General features: G+C 33.3%; 20 protein-coding genes. 12 read left to right on the top strand and 8 right to left on the bottom strand.

Translation table 11 applies throughout. The features are described 5' to 3' along the window. Positions 1 to 231: 231 nt before the first annotated feature. Positions 232 to 1,473 (bottom strand): ABC transporter permease, encoded by a 1,242-nt coding sequence (locus AC4FRF_RS11940; protein ID WP_491159777.1) that lies wholly within the window; start codon positions 1,471 to 1,473, stop codon positions 232 to 234. A gap of 179 nt (positions 1,474 to 1,652) precedes the next feature. Between AC4FRF_RS11940 and hisS the strand changes: the two genes are divergently transcribed. The 10 genes from hisS to AC4FRF_RS11990 all read left to right on the top strand — a co-directional run bounded on the left by hisS (position 1,653) and on the right by AC4FRF_RS11990 (position 10,924). Then, on the top strand, positions 1,653 to 3,023 hold the full coding sequence (gene hisS / locus AC4FRF_RS11945; RefSeq protein ID WP_491159778.1) for a histidine--tRNA ligase: 1,371 nt from the start codon (positions 1,653 to 1,655) through the stop codon (positions 3,021 to 3,023). Between the two features lie 322 nt (positions 3,024 to 3,345). Continuing rightward, positions 3,346 to 3,924, top strand: coding sequence for a nucleotide exchange factor GrpE (locus AC4FRF_RS11950; protein WP_491159779.1), 579 nt, complete (start codon positions 3,346 to 3,348; stop codon positions 3,922 to 3,924). Positions 3,925 to 3,979: 55 nt separating this feature from the next. Then, positions 3,980 to 5,092 carry a molecular chaperone DnaJ gene (dnaJ, locus tag AC4FRF_RS11955; protein WP_491159780.1) on the top strand — a complete coding sequence of 371 codons (1,113 nt, stop codon included), beginning with the start codon at positions 3,980 to 3,982 and terminating at the stop codon, positions 5,090 to 5,092. A 158-nt stretch (positions 5,093 to 5,250) separates the two neighbouring features. Beyond that, complete coding sequence (locus tag AC4FRF_RS11960) at positions 5,251 to 6,171, top strand: ABC transporter ATP-binding protein (RefSeq protein WP_491159781.1); 921 nt, start codon at positions 5,251 to 5,253, stop codon at positions 6,169 to 6,171. 74 nt (positions 6,172 to 6,245) lie between these two features. Next, positions 6,246 to 7,562, top strand: coding sequence for an ABC transporter permease (locus tag AC4FRF_RS11965; protein WP_491159782.1), 1,317 nt, complete (start codon positions 6,246 to 6,248; stop codon positions 7,560 to 7,562). 62 nt (positions 7,563 to 7,624) lie between these two features. Then, positions 7,625 to 8,788: a sigma-54-dependent transcriptional regulator gene (locus tag AC4FRF_RS11970; protein ID WP_491159783.1), complete on the top strand. Its 1,164-nt coding sequence runs from the start codon at positions 7,625 to 7,627 to the stop codon at positions 8,786 to 8,788. An 87-nt stretch (positions 8,789 to 8,875) separates the two neighbouring features. Next, entirely contained in the window at positions 8,876 to 9,544 is a 669-nt protein-coding gene (locus tag AC4FRF_RS11975; protein WP_491159784.1) for a DEAD/DEAH box helicase, read from the top strand. Positions 9,545 to 9,558: 14 nt separating this feature from the next. Beyond that, a complete protein-coding gene (locus AC4FRF_RS11980; protein WP_491159785.1) occupies positions 9,559 to 9,777 on the top strand; it encodes a putative signal transducing protein in 219 nt (72 codons plus the stop codon). Between the two features lie 31 nt (positions 9,778 to 9,808). Then, a complete protein-coding gene (locus AC4FRF_RS11985; RefSeq protein ID WP_491159786.1) occupies positions 9,809 to 10,093 on the top strand; it encodes a hypothetical protein in 285 nt (94 codons plus the stop codon). 33 nt (positions 10,094 to 10,126) lie between these two features. Then, complete coding sequence (locus AC4FRF_RS11990; protein WP_491159787.1) at positions 10,127 to 10,924, top strand: Cof-type HAD-IIB family hydrolase; 798 nt, start codon at positions 10,127 to 10,129, stop codon at positions 10,922 to 10,924. Between the two features lie 107 nt (positions 10,925 to 11,031). On the opposite strand, the gene AC4FRF_RS11995 is transcribed toward AC4FRF_RS11990, so the two are convergent. The 3 genes from AC4FRF_RS11995 to AC4FRF_RS12005 form a co-directional block, all read right to left on the bottom strand. Further along, positions 11,032 to 12,531, bottom strand: coding sequence for a hypothetical protein (locus AC4FRF_RS11995; protein WP_491159788.1), 1,500 nt, complete (start codon positions 12,529 to 12,531; stop codon positions 11,032 to 11,034). A gap of 156 nt (positions 12,532 to 12,687) precedes the next feature. Further along, a complete protein-coding gene (locus AC4FRF_RS12000; protein ID WP_491159789.1) occupies positions 12,688 to 13,635 on the bottom strand; it encodes a DUF2167 domain-containing protein in 948 nt (315 codons plus the stop codon). Between the two features lie 493 nt (positions 13,636 to 14,128). Further along, positions 14,129 to 14,917 (bottom strand): hypothetical protein, encoded by a 789-nt coding sequence (locus AC4FRF_RS12005; protein WP_491159790.1) that lies wholly within the window; start codon positions 14,915 to 14,917, stop codon positions 14,129 to 14,131. Between the two features lie 181 nt (positions 14,918 to 15,098). On the opposite strand from AC4FRF_RS12005, the gene mtaB reads away from it, so the two are divergent. Together mtaB and AC4FRF_RS12015 are read left to right on the top strand one after the other, a co-directional pair. Then, the gene (gene mtaB, locus AC4FRF_RS12010; protein WP_491159791.1) at positions 15,099 to 16,427 is read left to right on the top strand and encodes a tRNA (N(6)-L-threonylcarbamoyladenosine(37)-C(2))-methylthiotransferase MtaB; all 1,329 of its coding nucleotides are present in this window, start codon (positions 15,099 to 15,101) and stop codon (positions 16,425 to 16,427) included. Positions 16,428 to 16,722: 295 nt separating this feature from the next. Continuing rightward, complete coding sequence (locus AC4FRF_RS12015; RefSeq protein WP_491159792.1) at positions 16,723 to 17,598, top strand: L,D-transpeptidase; 876 nt, start codon at positions 16,723 to 16,725, stop codon at positions 17,596 to 17,598. A 72-nt stretch (positions 17,599 to 17,670) separates the two neighbouring features. Here AC4FRF_RS12015 and AC4FRF_RS12020 read toward each other — a convergent pair whose 3' ends face one another. From AC4FRF_RS12020 to AC4FRF_RS12035, 4 genes are all read right to left on the bottom strand, one after another. Beyond that, positions 17,671 to 20,163 carry a vWA domain-containing protein gene (locus tag AC4FRF_RS12020; protein ID WP_491159793.1) on the bottom strand — a complete coding sequence of 831 codons (2,493 nt, stop codon included), beginning with the start codon at positions 20,161 to 20,163 and terminating at the stop codon, positions 17,671 to 17,673. Positions 20,164 to 20,165: 2 nt separating this feature from the next. Further along, positions 20,166 to 20,666, bottom strand: a complete 501-nt coding sequence (locus tag AC4FRF_RS12025; RefSeq protein ID WP_491159794.1) for an RNA polymerase sigma factor — start codon at positions 20,664 to 20,666, stop codon at positions 20,166 to 20,168. A 179-nt stretch (positions 20,667 to 20,845) separates the two neighbouring features. Next, entirely contained in the window at positions 20,846 to 21,787 is a 942-nt protein-coding gene (locus AC4FRF_RS12030) for a TerC/Alx family metal homeostasis membrane protein (protein WP_491159795.1), read from the bottom strand. Between the two features lie 127 nt (positions 21,788 to 21,914). Continuing rightward, entirely contained in the window at positions 21,915 to 22,934 is a 1,020-nt protein-coding gene (locus tag AC4FRF_RS12035) for a glutamine synthetase beta-grasp domain-containing protein (protein WP_491159796.1), read from the bottom strand. Positions 22,935 to 23,000 lie beyond the last annotated feature (66 nt).

The raw sequence follows: 23,000 nt of genomic DNA on the forward strand, positions 1-23,000 counted from the left end.
AATATTTATAATCGATAATCCAATTATAAATATTGAAGAACTAAAAAAGTCATACATTAAAGTTAGTCCTGATAAAAATGAGTGGTCTGTATAGTAGTCAAAGAAAACATATATGCACCAAAAAGTTGAAATGAAAAACGTAATTGCTAGATTTTTATAGAATTGTTTTGTCATGTGTTTTTAAATTTGAATCTAAAATCGACCTTCAGAAACGGCCTTCTGCAGCCTGAATTACTCGTAACGCAACGCTTCAATAGGATCAAGCATCGCAGCTTTGATGGCAGGATATAATCCTGAAACGATGGCCACTGCAAAACTGGTAGCAAAAGCGGCAAAAATTGCCATCCACGGAATTATAAAGGCAAAGTGTAGAGCAGAGGCAATTCCATAACCAATTAGAATTCCGAAAACAATTCCGGCTAATCCTCCTAGTTGCCCAATAAGTAAAGTTTCTATAAAAAATTGAATTGCAACCGTAGAACGTTTGGCTCCCAATGATTTTCTGACGCCAATTTCGCGAGTACGTTCTGTAACCGAAACAATCATAATGTTCATCAAGGCAATAGATGAGCCTAAGATGGTAATGATTCCAATCACCCAAGATGCCCAACCTAAATATTGGGTAATACTTAGTATTCGATTGATTAAGTCATCACTTCTAACAACGGCAAAATTATTGTCTTCTACAGGGCTTAATTTTCTAATGCTACGCATGGTGCTAATGGCGTTATCGGTAGCTAAATCAAGAAAATCTTTATTGTTAACCATTACACTTAAGTTGTAATTGATGTTGGGGGCAGTAAAAAGGGAACGAGCTACTTGAATGGGAATCAATACTCTTAAATCTTGGCTGTTGCCAAAAGTAGATCCTTTTTCTTTTAACACACCAATAACTTTAAATCGAGCACCACGAATAGAGATGATTTTATTAATTGGGTTGATATCTTTTAAAATTCCTTTTAGAAAATCAGAACCTACAATGCAAACATAATTGTTGTTGCTGATGTCAAAATTATTGAAATTTCTTCCCATACTGGTTTCCAATCCTGAGTTAGTGGTAAAGTATTCGTCAACACCTATAACTGAGATTTCAGGATCTGTTTTTTCTGATTCAAACTTTACTTCGGCAGTTGAAGTTGCTTTAAATGAAAGTGAAGTTTGTGATAGTGGGAAATTATATTTTTCCTTAAAAGCTACTGCTTCAGGATAAGAAATAATCGGATTAATAATGGTGCGTTCTTCTCCACCATGTCTTTTTATAGTGTTTTCGTATCGATTTATATTGAAGGTATTGGCACCCATAGAAGCAAAATCAGAGGAAATAGTGTTTTCTAAAGCAGATACTACTGTAAGGATTCCTACTAAAGCTGTAATACCAATAGCAATAATTAAAATGGTAAGTATAGTACGTAAAATTTGGGTTTTGATAGAACCAAAAGCGATTTTTATATTTTCCTTTAATAGATTGCTCATCTTGCTAGTTTGATACGAAAATACAATTTTTGATAGAAGTTTGTTTTCAAGTTCAGTTATTTATTTTAAAAATAAGATATTTGCAGTCGAAAATAGGAGTTAGGCGTTAAAAGTTAGGTGTAGTTGTACCGTAAGATTTTAACCTCTAACTTCTAACCTCTAACTTCTAACTTTTAAAAATGGCATCAAAACCGAGCATTCCTAAAGGAACAAGAGATTTTTCACCAGCTGAGGTGGCAAAACGTCAATATATTATCCAAACCGTAAAAAGTAATTTTGAAAAATTTGGTTTCCAACCGATAGAAACACCTTCGTTTGAAAATTCAGAAACCTTAATGGGTAAATATGGAGAAGAAGGCGATCGATTGATTTTTAAAATTTTGAACTCTGGCGATTATTTGGCTAAGGCTAATGCAACGCATTTAGAAGCTAAGGATAGTACAAAATTAACGTCAAGTATTTCTGAAAAGGCATTGCGTTATGATTTGACCGTTCCTTTTGCACGTTATGTAGTACAACACCAAAATGAAATTGAATTTCCTTTTAAAAGATATCAAATCCAACCAGTTTGGCGTGCCGATCGTCCGCAAAAAGGTCGTTTTAGAGAATTTTTTCAATGTGATGCCGATGTCGTAGGTTCAAAGTCTTTGTGGCAAGAAGTGGAATTGGTGCAATTATATGATACTGTTTTTACAGCTTTAGGTTTGAACGGAGTTACAGTTAAAATCAATAATAGAAAAATATTGTCTGGAATTGCTGAGGTGATTGGCGCTTCGGATAAGTTGATTGATTTTACAGTAGCTTTAGATAAGTTAGACAAAATTGGAGAAGACGGTGTGAAAAAAGAAATGATTGAAAAAGGAATTACTGAAGAGGCTATTGTAAAAGTGCAGCCCTTATTTTCTTTTTCGGGAAGTATTTCGGAGAAAATGGAGCAACTTTCAGGCTTGTTAGCCACTTCAGAAGAAGGAATGAAAGGAGTAGAAGAATTGCGTTTTATTTGCGATAATGTAACTAAACTGGGATTGTCAACTGCTATTTTGGATTTAGATGTGACTTTAGCCCGAGGATTGAATTATTATACAGGAGCTATTTTTGAAGTGGCAGCACCTAAAGGAGTGGCTATGGGTTCTATTGGCGGAGGCGGAAGATACGACGATTTGACTGGAATCTTTGGTTTGAAAAACATGAGTGGAGTAGGAATCTCTTTTGGATTGGATCGCATTTATTTAGTTATAGAAGAATTAGGCTTGTTTCCAGAAACGGTAACGGCAAGTTCGAAGGCTTTATTTATTAATTATGGAGATGAAGAAGCTTTTTATGCATTACAAGCTATAAAAAAGTTAAGAGCCGAAGGCATAAAAGTAGAATTGTATCCGGATAAAGCTAAGGTGGGAAAACAATTTCAACATGCTGACAAGCGTAATATTCCTTTTGCAGTACTGGTTGGTGGCGAAGAAATGAGTTTCAATAGGTATTCGCTTAAAAATTTAGTTTCTGGCGAACAGGTAACTTTGGATTTTGAAGGGCTAAAAAAAGCGTTAGTTTGAGTCGAAATATAAAAAAAGCTTTGTCAATTTGACAAAGCTTTTTTTAATATAAATAATCGCGAATTAATAATTGTTTTGAAATTAACTCTAAGATTTGGCTTTGTTTAAAATCAAAAATCAGAGATTAATTTGAACCTAGTAACAAACATATAGAAACTATTTGAATTATGTCTTAAAAATTTATTAATTTTTTTGTTTAAGGTTGAAAAAAAGTTAATTCGGGAAAAAAGAGCCGAGAAAAATAACGATTAGCAAAAAGAGTGACAATTTGACATTTAGTCAGCTTTGGCAGTACTTTTGCTATCCAAAGGAAAGTGTAAAAATGAAGTTTAAGAATATTTTTAAAAATAAGGGAAATATGAGTACTGAGAATACAGAAATCGATAAAGAAATGGATGAGGTAACTATGGAAAATACAGCAAGCCAAGAGCAAGCAGTTACCGAGGAGTTAAGTGTTGAAGAGCAATTAGCGCAAGACTTAGCAAATGAAAAAGATAAACATTTACGATTATTTGCTGAATTTGAAAACTACAAAAGAAGAACTTCAAAAGAGCGTATTGATTTGTTTAAAACAGCCAATCAAGAAGTTTTATTGGCAATGTTACCAGTTTTGGATGATTTTGACAGAGCTATTGTTGAAATTGCAAAATCAGAAGATGAAACATTGGCAAAAGGTGTTGAGTTGATTCATGAGAAATTAAAAAGCACTTTGTCTTCTAAAGGATTAGAGTTGGTAGATGTAAAAGTTGGTGACGCTTTTGATGCTGATTTTGCTGAGGCTATTACACAAATTCCTGCTCCATCACCTAAATTAAAAGGTAAAATTGTAGATGTTCTTGAGAAAGGATACAAATTGGGAGATAAAATTATTCGTTTTCCAAAAGTTGTTATTGGGCAATAAATTAGGATTTTGCAGTTAAGGTCAAAAGCCATGCTGTTCAAAAAAACAAAGACAAATGAAAAAAGATTTTTACGACATATTAGGTGTTTCTAAAAATGCTGATGCTGCGGCGATAAAGAAAGCCTACAGAAAAAAAGCAATTGAGTTTCATCCTGACAAAAATCCTGGAGACAAATCGGCAGAAGAAAAGTTTAAGGAGGCAGCTGAGGCTTATGAAGTTCTAGGTGATCCTGACAAAAAAGCAAAGTATGATCAATTTGGTCATCAAGCTTTTGATGGTTCTGGCGGATTTGGTGGTGGTCATCACATGAATATGGATGATATCTTCAGTCAATTTGGTGATATTTTTGGAGGTGGTTTCGGTGGATTTGGCGGAGGCGGAAGCCGAGGCGGTGTTCGTCGAGCAAAAGGAAGTAATTTGCGTATCAAAGTAAAATTAACTTTGGAAGAAATTGCCAATGGCGTTGAGAAAAAAGTAAAGGTAAAACGTAAAGTTCAGGCTCCCGGCGTATCTTATAAAACTTGTTCTACTTGTAACGGTCAAGGGCAGGTGATGCGAGTAACGAATACGATTTTGGGTAGAATGCAATCTGCGACAACTTGTCCTGCTTGTGGAGGTTCCGGTCAAATTTTAGATAAAAAGCCTTCAAATGCCGATGCACAAGGAATGATTGTAGAAGACGAAACGGTTTCTATTAAAATTCCTGCTGGTGTAGTTGATGGGATGCAATTAAAAGTTTCTAATAAAGGAAATGATGCGCCAGGAAACAGTATTCCAGGAGATTTAATTGTGGCTATTGAAGAGTTAGAGCATGAATTCTTAAAACGTGAAGGGGAGAACTTGCACTATGATTTATATGTAAGTTTCCCAGAAGCTGTTTTAGGTGTCTCTAAAGATATTGAAGCTATCAATGGTAAAGTAAGAATAAAATTAGAAGAAGGAATTCAATCTGGAAAAATTCTTCGATTGAAAGGAAAAGGAATTCCAAGTATCAATGGATATGGAAACGGAGATTTGTTAGTTCATGTAAATGTTTGGACACCAAAAACCTTGAATAAAGAACAAAAACAATTCTTTGAGAAAAATTTAGAAGATGATAATTTCTCTCCAAGTCCTGAAAAGTCAGATAAATCATTTTTTGAGAAAGTGAAAGATATGTTTTCTTAAGCTTTTTTGAAAGTATGAAAAAACAATTAGAAACCCATTCGTCGCGGCGAATGGGTTTTTTTATGAAACAATTATAATCGATTTAGGTAGTAATTATTTACTTTTACAACCGCTAGGTTAAAATGACCTAATTGAAGAAGCAAATTCAAAAAATCAGCATGAATACCTTATTAGAAGTCAATAAAGTAGTGAAGCAATACGGAGATTATGTAGCGCTTAACGAAGTATCTTTGTCTGTTCCTAAAGGCAGTATTTATGGGCTTTTAGGTCCTAATGGTGCCGGGAAAACTTCCCTTATTCGAATCATCAATCAAATTACCATGCCTGATAGCGGTCAAGTTATTTTGGATGGAGAAAAATTGCAGCCCAAACACGTACAATATATTGGTTATCTCCCAGAAGAAAGAGGTTTGTACCAAAGTATGAAAGTAGGCGAACAATGTTTGTATTTGGCGCAAATGAAAGGTTTGTCTAAAGCCGAGGCTAAAAAACAACTGGAATATTGGTTTGACAGATTGGGAATTCAGGGATGGTGGAATAAGAAAATCCAAGAACTTTCTAAAGGTATGGCACAGAAAATACAGTTTGTGGTTTGTGTGCTGCATAAACCTAAATTATTGATTTTTGATGAGCCATTTTCAGGTTTTGACCCTGTAAATGCTAATGTTATTAAAGACGAAATTTTAGCCTTAAAAGAGCAAGGATCCACCATCATCTTTTCTACGCATCGAATGGAAAGTGTGGAGGAATTATGCGATCATATTGCTTTGATTCACAAATCGAATAAATTGATTGAAGGTAAATTAGACGATGTTAAGAGGGAACATAAAACCAATAGTTTTGAAGTGGGTATTTTAACGGACAATGTAGAAGGTTTGATGTATGCTATTACCCAGAAGTTTACAGTGAGTCCAGCCTATTTTAAATCTTTAAATAATGAATTAAAACTGGAAATTCAATTAGGAAATGAGGTTCCTAATGAATTATTACATCTTTTAACCCAGCGCGGACAAGTCACTCATTTTGTAGAAAAAATCCCTACTGTAAATGATATTTTTATCCAAACAGTAACTAAATAATAAAAAAAGAACAAAGAAATTCCAAATTCCAAACAGTTGGGATTTGAGATTTTAAAATTTGAAATTTGCGAAGTATGAGCATTATATCACTAATTATAAAAAGAGAATTTTTTGCCAAAGTACGCAACAAATCTTTTATTGTAATGACTTTTTTAAGTCCGTTGTTGTTTGTAGGAATAGCAGTTTTTGTAGGTTATTTGAGTTCAATGAAAGCCGATGTAAAACGAGTAGCTATTCATGATGAAACAGGATTGTTTGCAAAGGAGTTTATGGCTCAAAACTCAGAGGATAACGCTTATAAATACCTGGATCTTTCGCAAATAGACAGTCAGTATTTAAAAGATAGTATTACTAATAACGGTTACGAAGGCGTTTTGTTAATACCTAAAACCAATGATATAACTGAATTAGAAGATAAAATTGAGTTTGTTTCTAATGCCAGTCCAAGTATTTCTTTTATAGAAAACGCACAGGATATTGTGGCTAGAAAACTCACTAAAATCAATTTGGAAAATGCACATTTAGATACCTTAGCGATTAAAAAAGCCCAAGCTAATGTCAATATTAATATTGCCAAAACCTCTGGAGAGCAAGGTTTAAAAGGATTGAACGAAGCTAAAATTGCTATTGGTGGCGCTTTTGGATATCTTATTATGATGTTTATTATCATCTATGGAAATATGGTGATGCGCTCTGTAATTGAAGAAAAAACAAATCGAATTATAGAGATTATTATTTCTTCGGTAAAACCTTTTCAGTTGATGATTGGGAAAATTATTGGAACCTCGTTAGCTGGGATTTTACAATTCACCATTTGGGTTATAATAGGATTAACATTGTTATTTAGTACATCGGTGTTTTTTGGAGTAAATGTTGGAGCTACACCGCCGGTATCTGCCGAAATAGTGGCGCACACTCAAAGTGAATTTGCCGGAACGGCGCAATTGTTTATCAAAGAATTATGGAATTTGCCTATTGCTAGTATTTTGATTGGTTTTGTGGTATATTTCATTGGTGGGTACTTTTTATACAGTTCTTTTTATGCAGCCATTGGAGCTGCTGTTGACAATCAAACCGATTCGCAACAATTTCTATTGCCTGTTATCATGCCTTTGATGTTGAGTGTTTATATAGGTTTTTTTAGCGTTGTAAACGACCCTAATAGTACCATTGCTGTAGCGTTTTCCATGATTCCGCTTACTTCACCTATTGTGATGTTAATGCGTATTCCTTTTGGAGTGCCCTTATGGCAAATTGCAACTTCGATTGTGTTGTTGTTTGGAACCTTCTTATTGGTAGTTTGGTTCGCTGCTAAGATATACCGAATAGGAATTTTAATGTATGGAAAAAAACCAAGTTGGAAAGAATTATACCGCTGGTTAAAATATTAAATAATGTTAATTCGTAGATTTGGTTATTAGTTTAACCGGATCATCAAATAATCAGATAACAAATGAGTAAAATATTATTAATTGAAGACGAATCAGCTATCAGAAGAGTGCTTTCGAGAATTCTTTCGGAAGAGAATGAAAGCTATCAGGTTGAAGAAGCTGAAGATGGTGTTTTGGGATTAGAAAAAATTAAAAATAACGATTACGATTTAGTCTTATGTGATATAAAGATGCCAAAAATGGATGGCGTGGAGTTGCTAGAAGAAGTCAAGAAAATAAAACCCGAAATTCCAATGGTCATGATTTCTGGTCATGGCGATATGGAAACGGCAATTAATGCGATGCGTTTAGGTGCCTTTGATTATATTTCAAAACCACCTGATTTGAATCGTTTGTTAAATACGGTTCGTAATGCTTTAGATAGAAAACAACTGGTAGTTGAGAATAAAATTCTAAAGAAAAAAGTCAGTAAAAACTACGAGATGATTGGCGAAAGTGAAGCTATTAATCATATCAAAATGATGATTGATAAGGTCGCTCAAACCGAAGCTCGCGTACTGGTTACAGGACCTAATGGAACCGGAAAAGAATTAGTAGCGCATCAATTGCATGAAAAAAGTGAGCGTGCTGCTTTTCCTTTAATCGAAGTAAATTGTGCTGCAATACCTTCTGAATTGATAGAAAGCGAATTGTTTGGTCACGTAAAAGGTGCTTTTACATCGGCAGTTAAGGATAGAGCAGGAAAGTTTGAAGCGGCAGATAAAGGAACAATTTTCTTAGATGAAATTGGCGATATGAGTCTTTCGGCTCAGGCCAAAGTATTACGTGCCTTACAGGAAAATATCATCACTAGAGTAGGTGCTGACAAAGACATAAAAGTCGATGTACGTGTGGTGGCGGCAACCAACAAAGACTTGAAAAAAGAAATTGAAGAAGGGCGTTTCCGCGAAGATTTGTACCATCGATTGGCTGTTATTTTAATTAAAGTACCTTCGTTAAATGATCGACGAGAAGATATTCCGTTGTTAGTGACTCATTTTTCTGAAAAAATTGCTTCTGAACAAGGAACTGCGGTAAAGAAATTTACCGATGATGCTATCAAATTATTACAAGAATACGATTGGACAGGAAATATCCGTGAATTACGCAATGTGGTGGAACGCTTGATTATCCTTGGCGGAAGCCAAATTTCGGAGAATGATGTGAAGCTGTTTGCATCAAAATAATTAAATAATTTAAAGATTTAAATATTTAAAAATTAGGAGGAACAATCTTTTAATTTTTCAATTATTAAATCTTTCAATATAAAATATATGAAACTAAAAAAAATAAACGAAAAGTTACAGCAGGCATTGGTTGAAAATGGTTTGACCGAAGCCAATGATTTGCAACAAGAAACTTTTTCGACCATAAAAAGCGGAGTCGATTGTATTATTATTGCTCCTGATGGTGATGGAAAAACAACAACAATTGTGTTGAATGTGATTCAGCGATTGATTGGTGCAACTGAAGAATCGCCAAGAGCTTTGATTATTGTGGAAGACAAAGAAAAAGTGCTGGAAATGGAAGCCCTTTTTGAAAAATATGGGAAATACAGTAATTTAGAAGTCTATGGTGTTCATGATAAAGGTGATATGGATTATGATAAAAACTATGTTTCTACCGGAATTGATGTTTTGATTGGTACGCCAAATAAGTTGAGCGATATGTTTTCGACGGCTGGTTATAATGTGAACCGATTGAAAATGTTTATTCTAGATGATGCGAATCCGATTTTGAAATTACGTCACGAAACTAAGATTATGCGTATTTCGAATAGTATTGCTAAAACACAGCGTATTATTTTTGGAGATCAGTTAACAGAAAGAATTGAGACTTTGGCTTATAAAATGATGGAAGATCCTGAAGTTTTTGATTTTGAAGATTTAGAATATAATGAAGAGTATGAAGATGAAGATGAGGATGAAAACGAAGAAAAATAAAATATAAAGATAGTATGGGATTAATGAAAGTGTTTTCGGGAAGCGAGATTTTAGCTTTGGCTTTGAAAGAAAAAATAGAAGCAGTAGGTGTGGATACGGTGATGAAAGACAACATTCAATCGGCTAGATTAGCAGGTTTTGGAAGTTCAGGTTCGGCTGTGGAATTGTTTATCCAAGAAACTGATTTTGCTAAAGCCAATCCTGTAATTGAGGAGTTTAGATTGAATATTTAATGCTGAATTACATAAAGTAATATAAGCACAAATGAGAAAAACGTATCAAATAGCTTTGTTTGTTTTCCTGATTATTATTGGAGACCGATATTTCTTTTTGTTAAGTCGATTGGATAATTTATGGGAATATGAAAGTGGTTATTATATAGGTGATCCAATTGGCTTAAATCCAAATATTCAAGTTTTGGATAATTTTAATCTTAAAATTTCAAAAAATGGAGTTTCTGCCTCTTATTATCTAATAGGTTGCTATTTCGGTAACTTGTTATTGCTAGAGAAAGAAAATTTAAAATTTACTAGATATATTACTCGGTAAAGTGTAAACTTTGCAGAACAAAAAATAAAACAAATGAAATACAAAATGTTGGTTCTAGACATGGATGATACCTTGTTGAATGATGACCATATTATTTCGGAAGAAAATAGAACCATGTTGGCGAAAGCCAAAGAAAAAGGCGTACAGATAATTTTGGCTTCCGGCCGACCAACGCCAGCAATGATTGAATATGCTAGAGATTTAGGATTAATGGATTCTTATATGATTTCGTTTAATGGAGCTGTTGTTACCGATTTAAAAAGCAACGAAATCATTTTTGAACAAAGTTTGACACTAGAACAAATTCATGCTTTGTACGATTATAGCAAAGCCAAAAACACCCATATTATTACGTATTTAGACGGAAAAGTAGTGAGTGAAACCCGCTCGGAATATATTGATGTCGAAATTAATATTACAGGATTGGAACACGAAGTAGTACCTAATTTTAAAGAACGCGTACAAACTTCGGCGATAAAATGTATTTTGCTCGAAGAACCTTCTTATTTGAAAGAAGTAGAAAATGACTTGAAAGCAACCATGCCGCATTTGAGTGTGTGTATGTCGAAACCATTTTTCTTAGAAGCGGCTCAAACCGGAATTGACAAAGGCGCTAGCGTAAAATTTCTAGCCGAAAAATTAAATATTTTGCAAGAAGAGGTGATTGCGGTGGGGAATGCAGGCAACGATTTATCCATGATTGAATATGCTGGATTAGGCGTTTGGGTGGATAATGTAGATGCACATTTAAGAGACAAAGGCAATGTGGTAGTAGCTTCTAATAACGATCACGGAGTTGCTGAGGTAATTGAGCGATTTATATTGGCTTAAGCCGTTTTACTTTTTTTAAACCATTAAGAAATTAAGGGATTTAAGAGTTGTTCTTAATCTTGATTTCTTAATGGTTTTTTCTTTTTATTGCTAGTTTTTTTGTAGAATTATTCTAGGGTCATAAATGTTTTTTTCTTTCTTCCATCATTCATCATGATAAATTTATTTCCTTCGTAAGTGCCATAAAAAGGAAGATAAAATTCATTTCCGTTATTATCCTGTATTTTATTATAGTTCACTTCTCCTTTATTAGAGTATTCTAAGTCATACAATGAAGTAGATTCTAACCATCCTTTAGATAATTTTGTTCTACCGTCAGTTTTTTCAGTTAGATTTTTACCCGAATTCATGATAAGGTGGAGTTGGTCGTTTTTTAAAAAAGCATTGTAAGAAGGTGTTGTAGCTCTTTTATAAACACTTCTTCCCCAAACCAAATCTCCTTCAGTATTAAATTTTAAAATCAAAATATCATCATAATGATAGATCGTTTGCCAGTAACCTCCACCATACATTCCTGTGTTAACATAGATAGAGGTTATGTAGAATTCTTCGGCTACAAGGAAAACATTATTCGTTTCATCTCTTAAAACATAATCTATATCAAAGTTTCTTAGTTCTTTCTTTTTGTCATTTTTGCGTTCGGCAGTTCTGTAACCGTATAAATCTTCATAAACCTGTTTTGGCAGTTCTTGTATTTTTTTTCTTTTAATACTTAGATCGTTGGTATTGATTACAAAACTGCATCCACCTTTAATTCTGTTTACATTCAATTCAGAATAAAAACCTATTAGATTTAATTCATTGTTATTGATTGAAATACTTAGAGAATTAATGTGTTCATTTTCTAGGTCTATAAGTGTAAAGCTTGTTTTATCTTTTGTAATTTTATTAAGTACAAATTGATAATTGGCATCTCCATAAGCATTTTTATCCGATGATCCATTTTTGTAAAGTTTACCTAACGAAAAGACATTTCCTTCGTTATCAATAAATAAGTCATTAAATTCAAATGTCTTTTTTTCGTCTTCCTGATAGGAATTTGAATAGATTAAATTTTCAGTTTTTGAATCATAAACACGGATGGTGTAGGAGTTTTTATTTTTAAGAATGTTATCAGTTGCAATAGCAAAATAATTGCCATTAGGTGATAAAGCAAAATTGGTTTTGTGTTTGTTTTTTGAACCAAATAAACTTTGATTTTTTTCAACTGAGGCTTCAAAAATAGTTGTTTTGGTACAAGATTTTGAATTAAGATTTAGTGTGTAACAAAATAAAGTTCGCTTGTCTTTTTCAGGGGCATAAACTGTAAATAATTTTAACTGATTTTTGAAGAATAAATCACCTACGTATTTCTCGTCTTTTTCAGCTTCCAAAACTTTAGAAAATGTTTTGTGGAGTTTAGTGTCAAAAATGTCAAATAAGAAATCATTCTTACCTCTTCTAATTATTCCTGTTTCACCTGACTCGGCAGTATGAATTGTTAGGATATCTATTGATTTGACATCATCTTTGTATTCTGCACTTTCAGTGACTTTTAGTTTTGTTACAGATTGCGCCAGAATCGAATTTGTAATTGTAAGTAAAAGAAGTAGCAATGTTTTTTTCATAAAGTTGTTATTAATGATTGATTAAGATGTTTTTTTGATGTTATTACTATTTTGAGATAACAATGGTCTTTAAGAAATAGAATAATCGCCAGCTTGAGAAGTATTGGTTGTCAATACAAAGCTAGCTGACGATTATTTGTTTATGGTTACTACTATTTATTTTTCCTCATTATCTGCGGGAACTTCTATCACTTCAGTCAATTCCGGAACTTCTATCACTTCTGGTTCTTCATTCTTGTTTTTTGAAAAAAAGCGTGCCATTCGTTTTTTGAAAGCAGTAAAAAGACCTAAGATACCTATAAAAATTAGCTTCCCAAATTTGGCGATAATGGCAAAGAAACCGACTTTAGCCAAAACCTTTCCGGCTACTAAACCGCCAATAGTCCAGGCAGCCACTTCATCTACGTTCGAATCAAAATCATCGTATTGGTACCCATCGTTAAATTGCACTACATCTAATACTTTACTGATATCTTTCTGCACGAGTCCTAATTCTTTTGTAGAAGCAATAGCATTAAGCACCATTACTCCTTTTCGTCCAAGAATTCGAATATTGTAGTTTAGGGTATTCACTTCATCATCTCCAAATTTAATTTCTTTTGCCCAATGAAGTATTTTACGGTCTTTATCATAAAAAGGTTTGGCAGCCCAGCCCACAATAGTAATGGGAGCATATCCTTCTTTTTTGCGTTGTTCATTTTCTGTCTTGGATTCTTCTTTCAGGTCGGATAACAAATCGTCGTAGTCAATATCATCAGCGTCATCATCTTTTACATAACCTATTTCATCGTATTGTATATTAAAGACGTAGCCCTTTTCATCTAAAACACTTTGTGCTTCCGGTAAAAGCATGCCTAGGGAAATGTTTTCTGTTTTTGGGTTGCCCCAAAGGTCAACAATTACTTTTTCAGCCTGTTTAGCATCAAGATATTTAAAGCCTTCAGGAACTTTAATTTGGCCGACACCATTATCAAGCGTAATGGTTCCATGCTGATAGGTGAATGTTTTTTCAATAGAGTCAATCTGTATTTTAAAATCGTTTTCCTGCGAAAAAAGCAAAAAAGAAGTAAAGCAGAACAAAAGGGTCAGGATGTTTTTTTTCATGGTCAGATGGTAGGTTTGGTATTTTTTAAAACGGTTAGCGAATGAATTAGCTGGTATTGTTAATAAGATAATTTTTGTAATTTTTAAACAAAAATTATGTCTTTGCGAAAATAAAAATTTTTTCTTACAAATTAATTTTTAAAAGTTGTTTTTTTATTGATAAAATAGGGCAATAATTCATGCTGTTATTTTACTGAAATAGAGTATATTTTTTAAATTGGGATATTGCCGAGTCAGTCTCACAATTTACCGTCCAGGTTGTTTGGTTTGATAATGTAGAAGCACATTTAAGAGACAAAGGCAATGTGGTTGTAGCTTCTAATAACGATCACGGTGTTGCTGAGGTAATTGAGCGATTTATATTGACTTAAGCCGTTTTACTTTTTTTAAACCATTAAGAAATTTAGGGATTTAAGATTTGTTCTTAAGCTTGATTTCTTAATGGTTTTTTTAGTTATGGAGGGTAATGGTATATGAAAGAAACAATGCTGTTTTACCACATCTCATCGCAAGGACAATCTTCAACAAAGCCTTCTTTGTAGAAATTAAAATATAAAGATATTGCTTTGAATGTTTCATCATATTTGAAGTTTAATAATTTTTTTAAGATGTCAGCATGATTTTGTCCAGTTAAGTCAGATTTTGTATGGACAATAGCATTTCGTAATTCTTTAAGATTATATATATGTGAAGTGGAAGGAGTTGGTTTCGAAAAAAAATCTTTTCCAAGAGCTTGTGGTAAAACTTTTTTTAATTTATCCATGAATGGAATAAATTCTTGAATTTGCTCTTTGTTATATATTTCTGTGCGTTTTGTGTCAGAAATAATATATTGAAATTCGGCTGGGATTATATCGTTTACAAAACATTCTATCGATGTGAATAACATTATTATACATGCACTTGCACAACCTTGGAATTCATAGGCAAATGCAAAATTTTTGTATTCTTCGCTATTTAAATCTTTAAAGTGCTTCATTAACTCTTTTCGAAGTTCTTTTCTATCAATGTTATATTTGTATGCTTGGTTAAAATTCATTAATGAAAAATCAGGAACAGGAATCATACAGTATGTTCCATTATCATTATAAACCATACTAAATATATTTTCTTCATTGGTACGTTTTATAATACCAACATTCCCTTTCGCGGCTTTTAAAATTTTTTGAGAGTCTATATTCTGTGGTAATGGAATTTCTTCAAAATCATTTTTAAATATTTTTTCATCATCTTTATTCTGTAAAAATTCATGAAATAGAAATTTCTTTTTGATGTGTTTCATAAACAATGAATAATTGTATTTTAGAAATATAATAATTAAAATCTTTTTCTCAAATATATCAATAAATAACTACAAAATCGTTTATTAGAATAAAATATAAATAGGTTGTACAATTTCCTTATTTGTTTGTAAATTTGCGCATGCTAATTTTTGACAACGATTTCATTATTAGCGACTACTTATGGAAAAAAGAAAAAAAGTGGCCTTTTATACCTTAGGCTGTAAACTGAATTTTTCAGAGACTTCGACAATTGCCCGTAACTTACAGGACGAAGGATTTGACCGCGTGGATTTTGAGGAAGTGGCTGATATGTATGTCATCAACACTTGCTCTGTAACCGAAAATGCCGATAAACAATTCAAACAAGTGGTTCGCAAAGCGATGAAACTAAACAGCAATGCCTTTATTGCTGCGATGGGTTGTTATGCGCAATTGAAACCCGAAGAGTTAGCCAATGTGGATGGGGTGGATTTGGTGCTGGGTGCGACTGAAAAGTTCAAACTGAACGATTACATCAATGATTTGTCTAAAAATGATATTGGCGAAGTGCATTCCTGCGAGATTTCGGAAGCTGATTTTTATGTGGGTAGTTATTCTATTGGTGACAGAACTCGTGCTTTCTTAAAAGTACAAGATGGCTGCGATTACAAATGTACCTATTGTACGATTCCGCTAGCTCGTGGAATTTCACGTAGTGACGAACTGGAAAATGTATTGAAAAATGCCTACGAAATTTCGAAACAAGGCATCAAAGAAATTGTGCTTACTGGTGTGAACATTGGTGATTACGGAAAAGGGGAATTTGGAAACAAAAAACACGAACATACTTTTTTAGAATTGGTTCAGGCTTTGGATGAAGTTGAAGGAATCGAAAGATTGCGAATTTCGTCTATAGAACCGAATTTGTTGAAAAATGAAACCATCGAGTTTGTATCTAAAAGCAGAACTTTTGTACCCCATTTTCATATTCCGCTACAATCAGGGAGTAATGATATTTTGAAATTAATGAAACGTCGTTACCTGCGTGAGGTTTATACCGAAAGAGTCAATAAAATAAGAGAAGTGATGCCACATGCCTGTATTGGTGTCGATGTCATTGTAGGTTTTCCGGGAGAAACGGATGAACATTTCTTAGAAACCTATCATTTTCTGAATGATTTGGATATTTCCTATTTACACGTTTTTACCTATTCAGAAAGAGATAATACGGAAGCAGCCGAAATGCCGGGTGTGGTTCCGTCGAATGTTCGTGCTAAGCGAAGTAAAATGTTACGCAGTTTATCGGTTAAAAAGCGCCGTGCCTTTTATGAAAGTCAGCTAGGAACGAGCAGAACCGTTTTATTCGAAAGCGAAAATAAAGAAGGGTATATTCACGGTTTTACCGAGAATTATGTTAAAGTAAAAACGCCTTGGAATCCAGAATTAGCTAATACCTTGCAACACGTTCAATTGACACACATTGACGAAGACGGTAGTGTGCGAATGGAATTTGTTGAGACTTTAGTTTAGTCTTTACTTAAATAATTTAAACCATTAAGAGATTAAGTTTTTTGCTTGATTTTTTAATGGTTTTTGTTTTTTACCATATAAGTTTTTTAAGCCTTGCGACATTTGTTAAGTTTGTATTAAAAGTACAAATGAGTTTAACCACTAAGAGATTAAGAAAATTAAGTGAATAACTTAATCAATTTAATTTTTTAATAGTGAAGTTTTTAAAGTTGAATTCTATAAACTCTTTGTTTAATTCTATAAGGGAGTTGGCTTACTAATGAGTTAATTTTAAGATAATTAAAATTGAAGCATTATGAAATCAAAAATAGTTATACTTAGTGCGTTAGTTTGTTCTGTGTTGTTTTCTTGTAAAGAGAATAATAAAATTCAAAAAGAGAATTCACCAGCAGACAAAAAGATAATTAAAATAGAACGAAAGAAACCCAATGAAATCTCCTATCATTTTGAAAAAACTAAGGAATGGTTAGAGAAAACAGTTCAGGATACTGCTCAATTGCATATTGCTTATGCTATTAATAGAACTGATGCGGATAATTTTAAAAAATTAGATTCGGTTTTAGTTACTACTGATGCTACAGGAGATTTAGCGTATTATTTACCCTTTCCATTGGAAGTTCCTTATTTGGAAGAGATTGATAAAATGATCTATTTCTCTTATCTAACCCAAACATTTGCTGCTTATGAAAATGGACAGTTAATTTATACAGGACCTACTAACATGGGAAGGAAAAACGATAAAACGCCTACAGGTTTGTTTTTTACTAATTGGAAAGCCGAAAAGACAACCAGTACGTTTAATGACGAATGGGATTTAAAATGGAATTTCAATTTAGAAAATAAATTGGGTGTTGGTTTTCATCAATATGAATTACCGGGTTATCCAGCGTCACATTCTTGTTTGCGACTTCAAGAAAGTGATGCTAAAAATCTCTATAAATGGGCTGACGAATGGATTCTTCAGGATAATCAAAATATAAAAGCAAAAGGGACTCCTGTAATTGTTTTTGGGAGTTATCCTTTTGGCGAAACAAAACCTTGGTATCAGTTGGTTTCTGGTCCTACTAGTTTGAATATTACAGTTGCTGAAATTGAAAAAGAAACGCAGCCTTACATGGCTACAATTTTAAAAGAACAGAAAAATAGAGAAACTATTCAGAATAAAAAATAAGTACTCAGAATTCAATTTTTAAAACCATTAAGAGATTAAGCTTAAAACTTAACTTCTTAATGGTTTTTTTATTTATTTTACTGTTTCGACTAATCGAATAAATTCGGATTTGTAACCGTCTTCATCATTAGATAATCCTTCTTTGGCTAATTTTTTAATCTTTACTGTTTCTTTATTGGGTACCAATTTTGAATCTCTTAATTTCAATCCAAACCAAGCTACGGAAGTACAAAATTTGAAATCATTAGAAACGTTATTCAATGGAACGGATTTGTTATCAATTACTTTTACCATTTCGATACTCTTATCTCCATCCGGTTTTTTGTAACGAAATTTTATCGTTGCTAATTCATTACTGTAATTAGTCGTACTACTGGTTTTAGTATATTTTAAATCGTCTACGGTATAATCGCTTTGAATACCTGTTGGAATAATTTCATACAAAGCCGTTACTGTGTGTCCGCTTCCTAATTCCCCAGCATCAATAGCATCATTTTTAAAATCTTCAGGACGTAGTTTTCTGTTTTCGTAACCAATTAATCGATAGGCTTGGACGTGTTTTGGGTTGAATTCAATTTGGATTTTTACATCTTTGGCGATAGCAAACATGGAGCCTTTGAATTCTTTTCCTAAAAAACGATTGGCTTCTTGAATGTTATCGATATAAGCATAGTTTCCATTGCCTTTGTTGGCTAGAATTTCCATTTTGCTGTCCTTGTAATTCCCCATTCCGTATCCCAAACAAGTCAAGAAAACACCCGATTTACGTTTTTCTTCAATCAAAGTTTGCATGTCGGTATTAGAAGAGCTGCCCACATTAAAATCGCCATCAGTCGCCAGAATAACACGATTGTTTCCGCCTTTGATAAAGTTTTCCATTGCAGTTCTATATGCCAATTCAATTCCTGCTCCTCCAGCGGTGCTACCACCAGCGTTAAGATTGTCTAAGGCATTGATGATGGTTTGTTTTTTGTCTCCCGAAGTTGGTGGCAAAACCATTCCAGCAGCACCAGCATAAACAACAATAGCCACTTTGTCTTCTTTTCTTAGTTCGTTTACTAAAATTTTCATCGATTGTTTGAGTAAAGGAAGTTTGTTAGCATCGCTCATAGAACCCGAAACATCAATCAGGAAAACCAAATTGGAAGCTGGTAAATTTTCGGTTGGAATGTTTTTGCCCTGCAATCCGATTTTTAACAGTCGGTGTCTGCTGTTCCAAGGACAATCACTGTATTCCGTATTGATAGAAAAAGGATGCTGACTTTGAGGTTGTGGGTATTTGTATTTGAAAAAGTTCATCATTTCCTCAATTCTAACGGCGTCCTTTGGTACCGTTTGTCCATTGTTTAAAAAACGACGAATATTAGTATATGAGGCATTGTCCACATCGATGGAAAAAGTAGATAAAGGTGCATTTTTAGGCGTTTCAAATTGGTTTTCGACAAAGGTTTCATAGTCTTCCTGAGAAACTTCAATAGATTTTGGGGGTACTGCTTTTTCTTCTGATTTTTTGTTTTTATTCAGTTTTTTGAGATTTCTTTCTAATTGTTTTTTAGAAAGTTTTTGATGGATTCCGTTTTTTGTAGTTATTAAAATCACTCCGTTTGCTCCATGGCTTCCATAAATAGCATTTGCTGAAGCATCTTTCAATACATCAATTGTTGCAATATCATTAGGTTTTATTGCTGATAATGTTGAATTAACAGGGACTCCATCAACAATATATAAAGGTTCATTTCCAAGTTTAATTGAACCTCCACCTCGAATCATAATGTTTAGATTGGAGCCAGGTGTAGCTTGACTTGTATTAGGAGATGTTTTAAGTCCAGCAACTCTTCCTTGAAGTGCATTAGTTATATAAACTGGTTTTGTTTTTTCTAAATCAGCAGCAGTAACGACACGACTTGGTATATTATCACGCTTGCTAATATTCATCAAGCCATTGTTATTGCTATGATTTACAACTATTGGTTGGTTATTTTTTATAGCAGTAACTGAACCCGTTAAATTAGATTTTTTTTGAGTTCCATAGCCAACAACTACTACTTCATTTAAAGCCTCGATTTTTGCTTGCATTGATGCAATTCCATTTCCATTAGTGCTGGTATTTATTTTTGCAATTGTATCTACTTCAGTCAAAGTAACTGGGTTTTCAATTTGTTTTTTTAGAATGACTTCCGCATTGGATTTGATGTTTTTTGAAAATTTATCGGTTGGTTTCGGCTCTGTTTTTTCTTGGACTACTACATTATTTTCTTTAGTGTCATTTGGATTGCTAATTTTTGAATTGTTTTTTTCTTTGACTACGATATTGTTTTTCTTGTTTTCTTTTGGAACAATTTGATTTGAATCGGTTTTTAGAAACTGATAACCCAAAGAGAAAAACAATAAGAGTGAAGCGGCAACGGCTAGCTTTTTCCAAAGTACAATGGCTTTTTTATCTTCTTTTTTGTCGAGTTTTTCCTCCACGCGAGCCCACACCTTTTCCATTCCTGGAAAATCTTGTTGCTCCGCCTTGTGAGCTGCGCTTTTGATTTTGTTATATATTTTATCTTGATTGTCCATGACTAATTCGATTTTTGATAATACAGATGGTTTACTAATTCCTTCAATTTGGTTTTCGAAGCATTCAATTGTGATTTTGATGTGCCTTCAGAAATGTTAAGCATGCTGGCTATTTCTTTGTGACTGTAACCTTCAATGACAAAGAGGTTAAAGATAGTTTTGCATCCCATAGGAATATGATTGAGTAATTGCAGTAAATCTTCTTCTTCAAGATTGGTTACTTCTTCTGTAAAGGGTTGCGATAGAGTTTTTACATCATCGAGATACATGTTAAAGTTGGTTTTCTTTTTAATAGTAGCCAAGCATTGATTGACTGCTATTTTTCGGGCCCAAGCTTCAAAAGCGCCTATTTCTTTTAATTGGTCTATTTTAGTAAAAATGATGTAAAAAGCATCGGCCAAAGCTTCCTCAATTTCCTCTTCCTGTTTCAAATAGCGTTTGCAATTAGCGTAGAGTTTTGGCGCCAAAAACTCATACACCTGACGCTGAGCATCTCGTTGCATTTTTTTACAGGCTAGTATTAGATTTTCGTTTATCACAATAAGGTCTTTAATTATAAAGAGCAATTAATATTAGAAAAGGTTGGGAGTGAAGTTAGTTTTTTTCAATAAAACGACAGATAATCATGTATGTGGTTGATTTTTAGTGATTTATTTTTTGTAAAATTTAAGTAGATTTTTTTTTATTTATTGTTTTTTCTGGCTAATGAAGTAAGGATGCCAACTAAAAGTGCTACTGCTATAAAGGATAGTGAGGCCCATTCAGGGATTTTAATAAAATCATGCAACAGCATTTTTAAACCTACAAAACATAGAATTGCTATTAAGCTGTATTCTAAATATCCAAATTTTTCCAGCATATTGGCTAGGAAAAAATACATAGAACGTAATCCTAGAATAGCAAAAATATTAGAGCTAAAGACTAAAAAAGGATCTGAAGTAATGGCTAGTATAGCAGGAACACTATCTAATGCAAAAACAATATCCATTACTTCAATAATGACTAAGGCTACAAATAATGGGGTTGCTGTGTTGATATTATTTATTTTGACAAAAAAATGTTCACTCTCAATTTTAGTAGTTATAGGAGTTAGTTTTTTTAGGTATTTGTAAAAAACAGAATTATGAGGGTTGTATTCTTGTTCTTCTTTTTTGAAAAACATTTTAAAGGCAGTGTAAATTAAAAAAGTTCCAAATAAATAGGTTGTCCAGATGAATTTTTTAATTATCAATACTCCAAAGTAAATCATGATTCCTCTAAAGAGTATAGCTCCTATTATTCCCCAAAAAAGAACACGATGTTGGTGTTTTTTAGGGATTCTAAAGGATGAAAAAATAATAGCAATAATAAAGATATTATCAATACTGAGGGAAAGTTCGATGAGATAGCCCGTTATAAATTTTATTGAGGCTACCGATGGTTTTAACGAATCGGGATTTTCAATATAGTTATGTTTGTAAAGCCAATAAATTACTAATGAGAAAAGAAAAGATAAGGAAACCCAAATTGCAGTCCATTTACCAGCTTCTTTAGAACTGATTATGTGTGGGTTTTTATTGAAAATTCCTAAATCCAGAGCAAGAAATACGAATATAGTGCTAATAAAACAAATCCAAACTATCATGATATTTATTTTGTATTATTACAAATATAGCTTTTTGATGTTAGATGTCTTCGTTTTAAGTGTTTGATTTGTTGTAAAAAAAATGCCCTCATTTCTGAAGGCATTTTTCTTTTTTATAAAATTGAAATTACAAAGCAGATTTAACTGTTTTGATAATTCTTGCAGCAATTTTGTATGGGTCCCCGTTAGAAGCTGGTCTTCTGTCTTCTAACCATCCTTTCCATCCTTTTTGAACGGTGATTAAAGGAATACGGATAGAACATCCTCTGTCAGAAATTCCATAAGAGAAATCGTGGATAGATGCAGTTTCGTGTTTACCAGTCAAACGTTGGTCGTTGTAAGCTCCGTAAACAGCAATGTGTTCTTCAACAACTGGACGGAAAGCCTCACAGATTTTTTCGTAAGTAGCTCTGTCTCCACATGTTCTTAATACATTGTTAGAGAAGTTAGCGTGCATACCAGAACCATTCCAGTCCATATCTTTTCCTAGAGGTTTTGGGTGGTACTCAATATAGTAACCATATTTTTCAGTCAAACGATCAAGTAAGTATCTAGCAACCCAGATTTCATCACCTGCTTTTTTAGCACCTTTAGCAAATAATTGGAATTCCCATTGTCCAGCAGCAACTTCTTGGTTGATACCTTCAAAGTTTAATCCTGCGTCAATACATAAATTAGCATGCTCTTCTACTAAAGCTCTTCCGTGAGTGTTTTTTCCACCAACTGAACAGTAGTACATACCTTGTGGAGCAGGGTAACCTCCTACAGGGAAACCTAATGGCAATTGAGTTTTAGTATCCATGATAAAGTACTCTTGCTCAAAACCAAACCAGAAATCATCATTGTCATCGTCAATAGTAGCTCTACCATTTGAAGGGTGTGGAGTACCATCAGCATTCATAACTTCACACATTACTAAATATCCGTTGATACGTGCTGGATCTGGATAAATAGCAACTGGAACTAATGAACAGTCAGAAGAACCACCTTCAGCTTGTCTTGTAGATGAACCGTCAAATGACCATTTGTCTAATTCTTCTAAAGTTCCTTTGAAGTTTTCGTGCTCTTCAACTTTAGTTTTACTTCTAAGATTTTGAGTTGGCTCGTATCCATCTAGCCAAATGTACTCTAATTTTATTTTTGCCATAATAATATAAATTAATTTTCTTGATTTTAACTGAGGTGCAAATATAGAATTTTTTTTTTAGTGCTG

This window comes from Flavobacterium sp. ST-158, from assembly GCF_058309975.1.